Raw genomic sequence first — 12712 nt, forward strand, 5'->3', positions numbered from 1 at the left:
GTGAGGGGCTTAGCCCCAGCACTTGTTCAAGCCTTCCTTGGTGTCGATGGACTTCAGGCCCGAGACCGGCTTGTCCGTCACCAGGGAAACACCGGTGTCGAAGAAGCTCTTGCCTTCCGTCGGCTTCGGCTTTTCACCGCTATCGGCGAACTTCTTGATCGCCTCGACACCGAGGGCCGCCATCATCAGCGGATACTGCTGAGCGGTTGCGCCGATGACGCCATCCTTGACCGACTTGACGCCGGGGCAGCCGCCGTCGATCGATACGATCAGCACTTGCTTTTCGAGGCCGACGGCCTTCAGGGCCTGATAGGCACCGGTTGCGGCCGGTTCATTGATCGTGTGGATGACGTTGATGCTGGAATCCTTCTGCAGAAGGTTTTCCATGGCCTTGCGGCCGCCCTCTTCATTGCCGTTGGTGACGTCATGGCCGACGATGCGCGGATCGGTTTCGTCGCCGATCTTATTCGGATCCTTCGGGTCGATGCCGAAGCCGATCATGAAGCCCTGGTCGCGCAGAACGTCGACTGATGGCTGCGACGGCGTCAGGTCGAGGAAACCGATCTTGGCATCCTTGGCCTTGTCGCCCAGAGTTTCCTTGGCCCACTGGCCAACGAGCTTGCCGGCGAGCAGGTTATCGGTTGCGAAGGTGGCGTCGGCGGAATCAGCCGGCTCAAGCGGCGTGTCGAGCGCGATAACAAGCAGGCCGGCATCGCGTGCCTTCTTGACTGAGGGAACGATGCCCTTGGTGTCGGATGCAGTGATCAGGATGCCCTTGGCGCCATCTGCGATGCAGCTTTCGATCGCGGCAACCTGGCTTTCGCTGTCGCCATCGATCTTACCGGCATAGGACTTCAGCGTGACGCCGAGTTCCTTGGCCTTGGCGGTCGCGCCTTCCTTCATCTTGACGAAGAAGGGATTGGTATCGGTTTTGGTGATGAGGCAAGCGGATACGCCGGCAGCCTTTGCAGGTGCGGCAAATGCAACGCCAAGCGCCAGGGCTGCAACGGCTGCGGAAATAACGGATTTCTTCATTCAATCCTCCCGATGTTTGAAAAGCCGGACCCTCCGGCTGTCGCGGGCTCACTTCGAACCCGGTTAAAGATACGCCAAGCCTGTCGGATTGTTTTCGGTGGACCTCCTCCAAGGCTATGTGCACATCCTCGACGGCCAATATCAGACCCTAAAGAAATCCACCTGTCAATAAATAAATCGGATTGAATTATTAATTCGATGTGGCATTCTTGAAGAAAATAAGGCATGGCCATGATGGAAGGAGCAGGCCCATGTCTCTCGTGCACGACCCGGAGGACACACCCACAACACCCGCTATTCTCGACCCTTCCGGGGGCGCGAACCAGCTTGGCGTGCGCGCCCATAACGAACGGCTCGTGCTGTCGCTCGTGCGCCGTCACGGCGCGCTCTCGAAGGCCGATATCGCGCGGCGGAGCGGGCTTTCGGCGCAGACGGTGTCCGTCATCATGCGGGAGCTGGAAAAGGACGGGCTGCTATCCCGCGATGCACCGGTTCGCGGGCGCGTCGGCCAGCCTTCCATTCCGATGCGGCTCAATCCGGACGCCGTACTCTCCTTTGGCATCAAGATCGGCCGGCGCAGCGCCGATCTCGTGCTGATGGATTTCGTCGGCGGCATCCGGATGCAACTCCATCAGATCTACCCCTATCCGCTGCCGCAGGACATCATCACCTTCGTCGCGGCCGGTATTAAGGAACTGGAAGGGCGCCTCAGCGAAGAGCAGTGCCGCAAGATCGCGGGAATGGGCGTTGCCGCACCGTTCGAGCTCTGGAATTGGGCCGAGCAGGTCGGCGCGCCGCCAGGAGCGATGGATGCCTGGCGAGGCTTCGATCTAAGAGCCGAAATCGCCTCGCGTGTGTCTTACCCCGTCTTTCTGCAAAACGACGCTACCAGCGCCTGCGGTGCCGAACTGGTCTTCGGCGTCGGCCCCCATTATCCGGATTTCGTCTATTTCTTCATCGGCTCGTTCCTCGGCGGCGGCATCGTCCTGAATTCGTCCGTCTTTGTTGGCCGGACCGGCACGGCCGGCGCACTCGGCCCCTTGCCCGTGCGCGGCCGCAACGGCGAGAACCGTCAGCTTCTGGAAATCGCCTCGATCTTCGTGCTGGAAAACCTATTGCGGGATCATGGTTTCGATCCACGCCCTCTTTGGTATTCGGCTGATAATTGGATCGATTTCGGCGAACCGCTGGAGATCTGGATCCAGGATACGGCCAAGGCTCTCGCACAGGCGATCGTCGCCTCCGCCTCCGTTCTCGATTTCAGCGCCGCCGTCATCGATGGCGGCTTTCCCGGCTGGGTGCGGGAACGCGTGGTGCGCGCAACCATCAAGGCAGCGGCGGAACTGGATCTTCAAGGTGTCGTCATGCCCGAGATCATCGAGGGCGCCGTGGGGCCGCAGGCACGCGCCATCGGCGGCGCCAGCCTGCCGATCTTCGCGCGCTACCTCATCGACCAGAACGTTCTTTTCAAGGAGATTGAGCATGCTGAAGGGCATTGACCCGCTGTTGAGCCCGGAACTTCTGGCGACGCTACGCGCCATGGGCCACGGCGACGAGATCGCCCTCGTAGACGGCAATTATCCCGGTCTCGAACATGGCCGCCGTCTCATCCGCCTCGACGGTCACGGCGTCATTCCCGTGCTCGATGCTGTGCTGAGCGTGCTGCCGATCGACGATTTCGTGCCGCAGGCGATATTCCGGGCGACCGTCAAGCAGGATCGCGATGCCCTCGACCCCGTTCATGCGGAGATGATCGAGTGCTGCGCCCGGCATGCGCCCGAGATCAAGGTCGTGCCGCTGCTGCCGGCGGAATTCTACGAGCGGGTGCAGCGTGCGCATGCGCTGATCCAGACCAGCGAGCCGCGGCTCTATGGGAATATCATTCTGCGCAAGGGTGTGATTTATCCGAAAGTGTAAAGAACTCTCCAAAGGCCCCTCATCCGGCCTTCGGCCACCTTCTCCCCGCTTGCGGGGAGAAGGAGATGGGCGCAACCACAGCCTTCCTTCCAGAAAATTGCTCAGACGAGAGGGAGAGGGCCGGAACTCGCCAACTGATCGAGGCGTATTGCTTGGCCCTCAAATATCGCCCGCCGAAGGCCCCCAGACATCCGTCATGGCAAAACCTTCCGCCATTGGGTCGAACGGATCAAGCGCCACCTGGCTCAAGCCGAATGTGAAGCCGCGGCCGGTGATGGTCGGGATAATGGCCGCTTTGCCGGTCACTTCGGTCTCCGCCAGCAGGCCGACCTCGAACTCCGAACCGATAATCGAACGGGACTTGAAGATATCGCCGACCTTGGCCTTGCCGCGAGCATGCAGCGTCGCCAGATTAGCGGAATTGCCGGTGCCGCAGGGCGAGCGGTCGGCGCGGCCAGGCCACATGGTCGTGCAGGTGCGGATGGCGCCATCGGCGTCGATATCGCGGAACATGACATAGGCAACGCCCGAGATCGCCGGAATTTCCGGATGAACCACGGTCATCGCCCGGTTGATCGCATCCTTGAGGATCATGCCGGCCTGCACGAGGGCGGCTGCATTGGCCTTTTCGATCTTCAAGCCGATCTGACCGACATCGACGAGTGCATAGAAGATGCCGCCATAGCAGAGGTCGAGCTTGATCCTGCCCCATTGCGGCGTCTCAAGCTCGACATCCAGTTCATGTACGAAGGAAGGCACCATGGTCAGGCGCACCTTCTCGCAACGGCCGTCGCGGCAGGTCGCAGTCGCACGGACGAGGCCGGCGGCCGTATCGAGCGTGACGACAGTTTCCGGCTCCTTCATCTCGACGATGCCGGATTCCAGCAGCGCCGTGGTCACGCAGATGGAGTTCGAGCCGGAGCTTGCATGCGCCTGGTCGGGCTGCAGGATGATGAAGCCGGCATCGGCCTCGGGATGCTTGGCCGGCAGCAGCAGATTGACGGAGCCGATCGGCGCGCCGCGCGGCTCCAGCACGAGGAACCGGCGCAGCTCCTGGCCTTTCGGATCCGTGTTCAGCCAATGCAGCTGCTCGGCAATGCTGTTGCCTGGGATCTTCGGGACGCCGCCAATGGCAACCTTGCCGATTTCACCTTCGCAGTGGACATCCAGCAGCTGGATCGTGCGCTTCCATCTCATTTCACAGGCTCCCATCAGACGTTGCGTCATGCCGCCGCCCAATGCGGGTATTCTGGCGGGTAAAGCGAGCCAGCGCCATGCGCAATTCTCTGATATATCAGATCGAGCAGCATGACTATGGCATTTTGCGGCGGCGCTGAACCGCCACCGCCGAGAACTTGCTGTGAAAGCGCTATTGCTTCAATGCGTCGCCGACATTGTTGCCCGTCGCCTCCACGCTATCGCCCAGCGAGCCGACGGTATTGTTCGCCGATGCGCCGACGCGACGCCATTGCTCGCCGTAATTCGCCCGCGTCCGAGGATCGAAAATGGCAATCGGAGCACTGACGGCAGCACCCGCGACACTGCCGACCGTCTGGGCGGCGCCCATGGCGACCGCGCCGACGGCATCGCCGATGCCGACATCGGAATCGGTGATAGTCTGGCCGGCAATCAGCCGCGCGCCGATCAGCTTCACCACTTCCGGACTCTCGGCGAATTTGCCGTGATTGAGGCCATCGCCGGTCTTGAGCTTGGTGAGATCCAGCACGGTGATCCCCTGTTTTTCCAGCTCGCTGCGATAGGGCTCGGTGGTGGGATCGATCTGACCGAGCCGGTCGATATTGCCGGAAATGCGCCGCGACAGCGAAAGAGCACGGTCATCCCGCGAGACGAACAGCGTGAAATGCGGTTTGTCCTTGCCGAGTGCCGCGAACTGCCTTCCGAAGACATCGACGTCTAGATCGGGCGAAGCGAGAATGACGTTCTTGATCTTCGGCGCGACGCGGCCGTTGCGGATCGCCATCTGCCGCAGCGATTCGACCGCGAGCCAGCTGCCCATCGAATGCGCCATGACGGTGATATCGCCGACGGCAGGATCGGCGGCAACCCGGCGCAGCAGCTCTTCCAGCGAGTCGCGGGAATAGTTGGTGCTTTCCTTGTCGTAGGCATAGTCGAAAATGCTGGCGCGCGACGGCCAGGTGAACACGATCGGCGCGACATCGGCATGCGAATCGTGAACGATCTGCGCGAAGCGGTAGACGGCATCCTCATAGCGGTTGTTGAAGCCATGTACGAAGATCAGCACCCGCTTGTTTTTCGGCAGTTCCGCATGCACCCAGGCACGCCCGTCCGCCTCCGTCGCCAAAGGCTTGACGGCCGTCGTGACGAAATTCTTCAACGGATTGCCTGGCAGACGGCTCGGCCACTGCACCTGACCAACCTTGCGATTGGCCTCCGGCGGAATGGAGACGCTGACGGCATCCACCTTGAGCCCGGGACCGCGCTCGCCCGAAAACAAGATGGCCGGATCCCTGTCCGGCAGGCGCGTCGTGGCAACGAGCAGGTCGACCTTGGATGTGCCAGGCACATTTTCACTGATGGGCTGCATAACCCCGATGGGGCGGCCGCATGCGGCCAACGACAATGTCGCAACGACAGCTATAGTTCGGAAAAACAGCTTTCCCCATCGGTCCGAACCTGCCATGCGCTGCATCATGCAACCTTTCCTTACCGCCGTAACGTCGCGCCACTCTACGCATGCATGTCCACGGCGCAAGCGACTCCAGCGGTTCTTTGGCTCATGACGCAATGCTAATTCGCGATAACATTGCAAAGGCGCAACGCAATCGCCCAACACCGCTAACTGATGATCTGGCTGAAAATAAAAAAAGAGCCCGATGCGGGAGGAGGATGCATCGGGCTCTTGATCCGGATTGGCAACTGGGAGGAGGAGGAGTGTTGCCAATCATTGAAGGAGCGCTGGGAGGAGGAGTGCGCTGCCTTCGAGGGAGTAGATATAACGAGCGGATGGGGATGAACAGACCAGCTTTCGCAATGCAGCAATGCGCTGAGCGCATCGCTTTCTTCTCAGGCGCCGAAAATATCGCATACCGCTGGCGCTCTGAGCGTTTCAACGCCTATTTTGCAGTCGTTATCGACCCTAATCCTGAGATTCACATGATTGTGATCGGCGTTTCTGCATGGGAAGGCGCTCTCGCCGACGCTTGTCCGGTCAGCCACCGCCCACCGGACAAGCGAATTTCGATTTAGGCTGCCTTGAAGGCCTTCTTGCCTTCGGCATCGAGCGCCGCAAACTCCTCGTCGGACAGAATAATATCGACCGCGGCGGTATTTTCTTCGAGGTGCTTGACCTTGCCCGTTCCGGGAATCGGCAGCATCACAGGGCTGCGCTTCAGCACCCATGCAAGCGCGATCTGGCTCGGAGCGGCATTGTGCTTCTTCGCGATGGTGTCGAGCAGCGAGCCTTCCTTGGCGAGATCGCCGGCGGCCAGCGGGAACCACGGGATGAAGCCGATGCCGTGCTTCTCGCAATAGTCGAGCACGTCTTCGCTGGTGCGATCGACCAGGTTATAGCGGTTCTGCACCGTGACGACCTTGAAATGCTTCGATGCGGCTTCGATGTCGGCAACGGTCACTTCGCTCAAGCCCGCATGACGGATGATGCCGTCATTTAGCAGCGATTTCACGGCATCGAATTGCTCCGCCGCCGGCACCTTGGAATCGATGCGATGCAGCTGCCAGAGATCGATGCGATCAACACCGAGGTTGCGCAGGCTCTTGTGCGCCTGCTGGATCAGATATTCAGGGCGACCAACGGGCACCCAGACATTCGGTCCGGTTCGGGTAAGACCACCCTTGGTCGCAACCACAAGGCCGTGGCCATAGGGATGGAGCGCCTCCTTGATGAGACGCTCGGAAACATCAGGACCATAGGAATCTGCGGTATCGATGAAATTGATGCCGAGCTCCGGCAGGCGCCTCAGCGTGCGGACGGCTTCGTCATGGTCCTCTGGCTCACCCCAGATACCGGCGCCGGTAATGCGCATGGCGCCGAAACCGAGACGATGAACAGGAAGGTCACCGCCGATCTTGAATTGACCGGACCTGGCTGCGTCGAATTCTGACATGGTTATAGTCCCTTTTGCTGATCTGAAATGTAGCTGGCGTTTCCGGCATCCGAGGGGAGCCGAGATTCGAGGGGCAAATCGAGGGTTTCGCGAGGGAGAGATACAGTCGCGACCCGATACTAGATGGGTCTGCATCGCGGCATATGCAATGCATCGATACGCGATGCGCCGCCACCGATCAGGGCGGTTTCCCTTGGTCTAGCCTGGTGCAGTCATGTACGCCGTTGCACCTGTTTGCCGAGATCGGTAAGCGTGGCCCAAAGCTCATCGAAGAGGTTACGAGCGAACTGCTCTACGGAAACATCCTGCGGAGATTGCATCCAGCGCTCGCTGCCGATGCGCAGCATCGTCACGACCGCGGCCGCAAGCATGCCAAGGCGAAGACGCTCCTCCTGGCTGCCGCTGCCGCGGGCAAACAGTGCATCCGCAAGCTTCTTCTCCAGCTTGGCGTATTTCAGTTGGTCGCGGGCTTGAAGCGTCGGCGTATTGTGAATCAGGGCAGCCAGAGCAAGGCTCTGCGGATCGGCGATGACAGCACGAAGGGCAGAATTGACAGCCCTCTCGATGACGTCGACGATCGAAGCATCTTCGGGTTGCGCCGCGACCGCGCCGATCAGCTCGCGAGCAAAACCATCCTGCCAGGCGGCGACCACATCTTCCTTGCTGGGGAAATAATCGAAGAAGCTGCGCTTGGAAACATCGGCAGCTTCCGTGATGTCCTCGATGGTGGTGGCCTCGAAGCCACGCTCGAGGAACAGCTGCAAGGCGGCGGACTCGATGCGTTCGCGGGTTTGACGACGCTTGCGTTCGCGCCGGCCTTCCTTCACCGCGCTATCGACATCCGGCTTTTTCGCCATCCGCTACCCCCGGAACTCACTTCGGGCCGCCCCAAATCGGCCTTGCCGGCTTCGGGCGCCTAAGCGCTGATTCCGGCATTCTCTCCGGTGCTACGATATTTGGAGCCAGCAATCGAGAGCTCCAGAGGATTTTGCCGCGATATCCTGTAGACGCCGGCCGGTGGAATGTTGCGCACCGTACCGCCGATGCGCTTTGCCGTGAGCCCCAGGCTTTCAAGGATCGGTTTCTGCACCGGACAGCGCGGGCCGTAGGTGAACTGATAGAAAGCTCCTCCCGGCTTTATCGTTTCGAAGGCGCCGCCGACGATGGCAGCCACCTTGGAGGGCGGCATGGACAGCAGCGGCAGGCCGCTGATGACGGCGCCGAACGGCTCGTCGTCGAAAAGACCGCATTGGCCAAGCTTGGCTGCATCCATATGCACCACCCGCGCTTCGGGGAAGCGCTCGCGCAGGCGGACGGCAAACTCCTCGCCGAACTCGACGAGTGTCAGCGCACTTTCGGGGATGCCTCGCGCCAGCAGCGCCCGCGTGAATACGCCGGTGCCCGGACCGAGCTCGAGGATCGGACCATCGAACGGCTCGATCTCCTGGGTCATCAGCCTTGCCAGCCTCTCACCGGAGGGCGCCACCGCGGCAACGCGCATGGGATTGCTCACCCAGGAGCGGAAGAACTGCACGAAATCAGCGCATGAGGTCTTGGTCGTCATTCCGCAAATCCAATCTTCGGTCACATGATTTGATGAGGGCCGAACAGCGTGGCAATTCGAAGGCATACAGCGCCGCTAGACCGTCGAAAGTCATTGATATGCAAGCATCATTGCATATTTTGCACTTACATATTTTCATTTATTGCAAACTTGCATTTAGTATAGAAATCACCAGATACAATGGGCAACGCCAAAATCTCTCCACAGGAGCACCGCAATGCCAGACTGGACAGTGAAAGATATTCCGCCACAGACGGGCCGTATTGCAGTCATCACCGGCGCCAACAGCGGTATCGGCTACGAGGCAGCGAAGGCTCTGGCAGGGGCCGGCGCCGCGGTCGTCATCGCATCGCGCAACGAGGCCAGGGCCAATGAGGCACTCGCCAGGATCCGTGCAGCAACACCGGGCGCAGACGTGACATTCGAAGCGCTCGATCTTGCCAGCCTCGATTCCGTCGCGCGCACGGCAACCCGCATCGCCGATAGGCTGCCGCATATCGACCTGCTCATCAACAATGCCGGCGTCATGGCCATCCCGGACCGGCACGAGACCGAAGATGGTTTCGAGATGCAGATGGGCGCCAATTATATCGGCCATTTCGCCTGGACGATGCGGCTGCTGCCAAAGGTTTCTGCGGCGGAAAATCCGCGAGTGGTCACGGTGAGCAGCCTGGCGCATCGCAGCGGCCGGATCAATTTCGACGACCTGCAGTGGCGCAAGCGCTATCGTCCCTGGCCCGCCTATTGCCAATCTAAACTGGCAACGCTGCTCTTCAGCCTGGAACTCGATCGCATCGCACGCGCCGAAGGCTGGAAGCTTAAAAGCATTGCCGCCCATCCCGGCTATGCCGTCACGGGCCTGCAAACCACCGGTCCCCGCATGGGCCGAGACAGGCCGGGCAGTCTTGAACTCCTGACAAAACTGCTGGGACCGTTTACATCGCAATCGGCAGCGGCTGGCGCCTTGCCGACGCTTTTTGCCGCCACAGCACCGTCCGCGGAAGGCGGCACCATGTATGGCCCGAACGGTTTCTATGAGCTCAAAGGTCCGCCGGTGCGTGCCAAGATTGCCGCTCATGCCCGTGATCAGGCGGTCTGGCGGCGGCTGTGGGACGTCTCCGAACAGTTGACCGGTTGAAGACATCCCTTCCCGCGACGGTCTGAAAAGAAATCCCCCTTCGCGAAACGAAGAGGGATTTCGATCTGCTTCACATTACGGGCTGACGCACTGACGGCGCGGACCGTTGGTCGGCTGATAGGTATTGTCCGACACACGATAAGTCTTGTAGCGGCTTGCACACCAGCGAACATGCGCACTGCCGCGCGGCGGATGGGCAACCGCACCGCCGATGATTGCGCCGGCGGTGAAGGCGGCCATCGGATACCACCAGCCATCATGCCGCCGGTAGCCTGGACGGTAATAGCGATAGCCGCGATGGCCATGCCAATAACCCGGGCGATGATCCGGACGGTAGTGCGGACGATAATGAGGGCGATGCCGCCCGCGATAGTGCCTGTTGTGGTGGCGATATTGAACTTCAGTCAGGCCAGCGGGCTGATTGTCCGCCTGCTGGATTACCGGCTGGATCAGCGGCTGGATCGGTGCAGCGGCCACCGGGTCGAAAGACGTAACCGCAAGCAAGGCACTCAGGGCAGTCACTGTTACGGTTGTCAGAAATCGTTTCACAGCTCTTCTCCTCCTATCGAGTCGTAATACTGATGAACAACGCGCAATGATTGAAAATCTTTCACAATATTATCGCTTGCGCAAGTACAGGCAGCGCGATAGGGATATAGATAGGAAGCCTATCTATCTATGTGCGAACGAGGCTATCGATGAGCAAAGCCGACCGTCATGACGGGGTCGAGGAAGCCTATGCGCTGGCAGAGGCATTGCGTCCTGCCCTTCATCGCCTGCATCGACAATTGCGGCGCGAGAGCGACGAGGCCGGGCTGTCGCCGCTGCACGCCTTGTTACTCGTCGCCATCATTCAACAGCCGGGCATCGGCGTTGCCGAACTGGCGCGGCTGGAGAGACTGCGCGGACCGACGATTTCAGGTCATGTGAAAACCATGGAGCGGGATGGCCTCATTGCCCGTTCGAAACCGGACCCGAGCGACCGCCGCCGCAATGGTCTGGTGGCGACCAAGAAAGGTGAGGAAATCATCCGAAGCCTGAAACGGCGCAGAACCGACTGGCTCGCCTCCGAACTCGCCAAATTGTCGCCGCAGCAACGCGATGCCATTCGCGTCGCAATCGAACCGCTCATGGAGATCGGACAATGAATACGGCTCGTCCGAATGCTGTCCCACCATCCGCTCCGACGGCAGGCGGCCCGCCCGATCGCCGCGAGATCCGCGCCGTCATCCTAGGCCTGATGATCGTTCTCGGCCTCGGCGCCATAGACCAGAGTATCGTCGCAACGGCGCTGCCACGCATCGTCAGCGATCTTGGAGGCCTGACGCACCTCTCCTGGGTGGTCAGCGCCTATGTACTCGCCTCGACCAGCACCATGCCGCTCTATGGCAAGCTCAGCGACCAATATGGCCGCAAGCCGATGATCTATGCGGCGATCCTCATCTTCCTTCTCGGCTCGGTGCTGAGCGGCATGGCGCAGACGCTGATGCAGCTCATCATCTTCCGAGCGATCCAGGGGATCGGCGCAGGCGGATTGCTGCCGCTGGCGCAGATCATCATCGGCGATATCGTGCCGCCGGCGAGACGTGGGCGCAATCAGGGTTCGATCGCGGCCGTCTTCGCCATCTGCAGCGTCATCGGCCCGATTGCCGGTGGCGTCATCACCGATCTCCTGTCATGGCACTGGATCTTCTACGTCAACCTGCCGATCGGCGCCGTCGCCCTCGTCATGATCGGCCGTGCACTCAAGCGGCCGCATCAGGCGCGCAGCCGCCGCATCGACTATCTCGGCGCGGCTCTGCTGACCAGCTGCACGACCAGCTTCCTGCTGGTGCTGGCCCTCGGCGGCAACGAATGGGCCTGGAATTCGCCTGAGATTTTCGGGCTTTCCGTCCTCGCGTTCCTTCTCTTCGTCTTTTTTATCCTGCATATCCGGCGCGAACCGGAGCCGGTGCTGCCGCCCGATCTCTTCCGCAACCGGCTGTTCGTCGTCGCCTGCATCGTGCTCGCTCTGACGTTCATGGGCATGCTAGGAGCAAGCCTCTTCTTTCCGCTGTTCTTTCAGATGGTCATGGGGGTCAGCGCCTCGCATTCCGGCCTGCTCACCGGCCCGCTGATGATCGGCGTGGTCATCTCCTCCATGGTCAACGGGCGCGTGCTGCTGCATCGCTTCGGGCGCTACAAGCCGGCGCAGCTCTGCGGTCTCAGCCTAGCAACGGCTGCCTTCGCCGCGCTCGCCTGGGCGGCCGCCACCAGCCAGGGCTTCTGGATCATCGAGCCGACGGTCTTTGCCCTCGGCCTCGGCCTTGGCCTCGTCATGCCCACAATGACGATCGCGGTGCAGAATGCCCTGCCCCTTGCCCATCGCGGTGTAGGTACTGCGACGCTCGCCTTCTTCCGCTCGCTCGGCGGCCTCATCGGCGTCACCGGCTCGGGGGCCATTCTTGCCTATCGCGTTCAGAATGCCGGCGGCATCCTCGATGGGATGCATGGTTCCTCATTGACCGAGGCCGGCATGAAGCAGCTCGCCACCGCCTCCCCGGAGGCGCATGACGCCGCGATAGCGCTCTATCGTCACGCGATCGCCATGACTTTCGCGACGGGCACGGCCATCGTGGCCTTGGCGCTGATCGTGCTGTTGTTCTTGCCGGAATTACCGTTGGCGACGGATCATGGGCAGGAAATGAAGCGCCAAGGTTGATCGACGCAAAGAGGACGTCAGTCCCTCAACGCGTACAGCGATTATCCAGCGACAGATCCATAGTGCATAAGCATTATGCCGTCAGTCAAAAAAGCAGATGGAGAAAATGGCGCACCCGAAGAGATTCGAACTCCTGACCCCCAGATTCGTAGTCTGGTGCTCTATCCAGCTGAGCTACGGGTGCGTGGCCGAAACGGAAGAAACCGTTGGCGTGGGCGGTTCTCTAAAGCCTCCCTTGAGGGAATGCAAGT

General features: G+C 60.8%; 13 protein-coding genes and 1 tRNA gene. 6 read left to right on the top strand and 8 right to left on the bottom strand.

The window, feature by feature from the left end; genetic code table 11:
• Positions 1 to 9: 9 nt before the first annotated feature.
• The gene (locus tag PH558_RS10265; RefSeq protein WP_095433852.1) at positions 10 to 1035 is read right to left on the bottom strand and encodes a sugar ABC transporter substrate-binding protein; all 1026 of its coding nucleotides are present in this window, start codon (positions 1033 to 1035) and stop codon (positions 10 to 12) included.
• A gap of 251 nt (positions 1036 to 1286) precedes the next feature.
• Between PH558_RS10265 and PH558_RS10270 the strand changes: the two genes are divergently transcribed.
• Both PH558_RS10270 and PH558_RS10275 read left to right on the top strand, forming a co-directional pair.
• Entirely contained in the window at positions 1287 to 2534 is a 1248-nt protein-coding gene (locus PH558_RS10270; RefSeq protein ID WP_285204027.1) for an ROK family transcriptional regulator, read from the top strand.
• Entirely contained in the window at positions 2518 to 2952 is a 435-nt protein-coding gene (locus PH558_RS10275; RefSeq protein ID WP_285204028.1) for an RbsD/FucU family protein, read from the top strand. Before PH558_RS10270 ends, PH558_RS10275 begins: the two co-directional genes overlap by 17 nt.
• Before the next feature lie 159 nt (positions 2953 to 3111).
• Here PH558_RS10275 and PH558_RS10280 read toward each other — a convergent pair whose 3' ends face one another.
• Positions 3112 to 4149 (bottom strand): 4-hydroxyproline epimerase, encoded by a 1038-nt coding sequence (locus tag PH558_RS10280; RefSeq protein ID WP_285204029.1) that lies wholly within the window; start codon positions 4147 to 4149, stop codon positions 3112 to 3114.
• 172 nt (positions 4150 to 4321) lie between these two features.
• On the bottom strand, positions 4322 to 5626 hold the full coding sequence (locus PH558_RS10285; RefSeq protein ID WP_285204030.1) for an alpha/beta hydrolase: 1305 nt from the start codon (positions 5624 to 5626) through the stop codon (positions 4322 to 4324).
• 317 nt (positions 5627 to 5943) lie between these two features.
• Here PH558_RS10285 and PH558_RS10290 point away from each other — a divergent pair, with 317 nt between their 5' ends.
• Complete coding sequence (locus PH558_RS10290; RefSeq protein WP_285204031.1) at positions 5944 to 6180, top strand: hypothetical protein; 237 nt, start codon at positions 5944 to 5946, stop codon at positions 6178 to 6180.
• Here PH558_RS10290 and PH558_RS10295 read toward each other — a convergent pair.
• The 3 genes from PH558_RS10295 to PH558_RS10305 all read right to left on the bottom strand — a co-directional run bounded on the left by PH558_RS10295 (position 6177) and on the right by PH558_RS10305 (position 8622).
• Entirely contained in the window at positions 6177 to 7058 is an 882-nt protein-coding gene (locus tag PH558_RS10295) for an aldo/keto reductase (RefSeq protein WP_285204032.1), read from the bottom strand. The genes PH558_RS10290 and PH558_RS10295 overlap by 4 nt on opposite strands.
• Before the next feature lie 212 nt (positions 7059 to 7270).
• Positions 7271 to 7915, bottom strand: coding sequence for a TetR family transcriptional regulator (locus PH558_RS10300; RefSeq protein ID WP_113406749.1), 645 nt, complete (start codon positions 7913 to 7915; stop codon positions 7271 to 7273).
• 59 nt (positions 7916 to 7974) lie between these two features.
• Positions 7975 to 8622 carry a class I SAM-dependent methyltransferase gene (locus PH558_RS10305; RefSeq protein ID WP_285204033.1) on the bottom strand — a complete coding sequence of 216 codons (648 nt, stop codon included), beginning with the start codon at positions 8620 to 8622 and terminating at the stop codon, positions 7975 to 7977.
• Positions 8623 to 8839: 217 nt separating this feature from the next.
• Here PH558_RS10305 and PH558_RS10310 point away from each other — a divergent pair, with 217 nt between their 5' ends.
• Positions 8840 to 9760 (top strand): oxidoreductase, encoded by a 921-nt coding sequence (locus tag PH558_RS10310; RefSeq protein WP_285204034.1) that lies wholly within the window; start codon positions 8840 to 8842, stop codon positions 9758 to 9760.
• A 75-nt stretch (positions 9761 to 9835) separates the two neighbouring features.
• On the opposite strand, the gene PH558_RS10315 is transcribed toward PH558_RS10310, so the two are convergent.
• Positions 9836 to 10309, bottom strand: coding sequence for a BA14K family protein (locus PH558_RS10315; RefSeq protein ID WP_285204036.1), 474 nt, complete (start codon positions 10307 to 10309; stop codon positions 9836 to 9838).
• A gap of 149 nt (positions 10310 to 10458) precedes the next feature.
• Between PH558_RS10315 and PH558_RS10320 the strand changes: the two genes are divergently transcribed.
• Both PH558_RS10320 and PH558_RS10325 read left to right on the top strand, forming a co-directional pair.
• On the top strand, positions 10459 to 10908 hold the full coding sequence (locus PH558_RS10320; protein WP_285204037.1) for a MarR family winged helix-turn-helix transcriptional regulator: 450 nt from the start codon (positions 10459 to 10461) through the stop codon (positions 10906 to 10908).
• A complete protein-coding gene (locus tag PH558_RS10325; RefSeq protein ID WP_285204038.1) occupies positions 10905 to 12461 on the top strand; it encodes an MDR family MFS transporter in 1557 nt (518 codons plus the stop codon). The genes PH558_RS10320 and PH558_RS10325 overlap by 4 nt, the downstream gene beginning before the upstream one ends.
• A 107-nt stretch (positions 12462 to 12568) precedes the next feature.
• Here PH558_RS10325 and PH558_RS10330 read toward each other — a convergent pair.
• Positions 12569 to 12645, bottom strand: a tRNA-Arg gene (locus tag PH558_RS10330).
• Positions 12646 to 12712: the final 67 nt, after the last annotated feature.

This window comes from Rhizobium pantanalense, from assembly GCF_030182525.1.
Classification (GTDB): domain Bacteria; phylum Pseudomonadota; class Alphaproteobacteria; order Rhizobiales; family Rhizobiaceae; genus Rhizobium.

What these genes read in the sequence shown, in the direction of transcription:
- PH558_RS10280 (WP_285204029.1), bottom strand. Translation starts at nt 4,149, where the DNA reads ATGAGATGGAAGCGCACGATCCAGCTGCTGGATGTCCACTGCGAAGGT.
- PH558_RS10265 (WP_095433852.1), bottom strand. Translation starts at nt 1,035, where the DNA reads ATGAAGAAATCCGTTATTTCCGCAGCCGTTGCAGCCCTGGCGCTTGGC.
- PH558_RS10295 (WP_285204032.1), bottom strand. Translation starts at nt 7,058, where the DNA reads ATGTCAGAATTCGACGCAGCCAGGTCCGGTCAATTCAAGATCGGCGGT.
- PH558_RS10310 (WP_285204034.1), top strand. Translation starts at nt 8,840, where the DNA reads ATGCCAGACTGGACAGTGAAAGATATTCCGCCACAGACGGGCCGTATT.
- PH558_RS10275 (WP_285204028.1), top strand. Translation starts at nt 2,518, where the DNA reads ATGCTGAAGGGCATTGACCCGCTGTTGAGCCCGGAACTTCTGGCGACG.
- PH558_RS10270 (WP_285204027.1), top strand. Translation starts at nt 1,287, where the DNA reads ATGTCTCTCGTGCACGACCCGGAGGACACACCCACAACACCCGCTATT.
- PH558_RS10305 (WP_285204033.1), bottom strand. Translation starts at nt 8,622, where the DNA reads ATGACGACCAAGACCTCATGCGCTGATTTCGTGCAGTTCTTCCGCTCC.
- PH558_RS10320 (WP_285204037.1), top strand. Translation starts at nt 10,459, where the DNA reads ATGAGCAAAGCCGACCGTCATGACGGGGTCGAGGAAGCCTATGCGCTG.
- PH558_RS10285 (WP_285204030.1), bottom strand. Translation starts at nt 5,626, where the DNA reads ATGATGCAGCGCATGGCAGGTTCGGACCGATGGGGAAAGCTGTTTTTC.
- PH558_RS10300 (WP_113406749.1), bottom strand. Translation starts at nt 7,915, where the DNA reads ATGGCGAAAAAGCCGGATGTCGATAGCGCGGTGAAGGAAGGCCGGCGC.
- PH558_RS10325 (WP_285204038.1), top strand. Translation starts at nt 10,905, where the DNA reads ATGAATACGGCTCGTCCGAATGCTGTCCCACCATCCGCTCCGACGGCA.
- PH558_RS10290 (WP_285204031.1), top strand. Translation starts at nt 5,944, where the DNA reads ATGAACAGACCAGCTTTCGCAATGCAGCAATGCGCTGAGCGCATCGCT.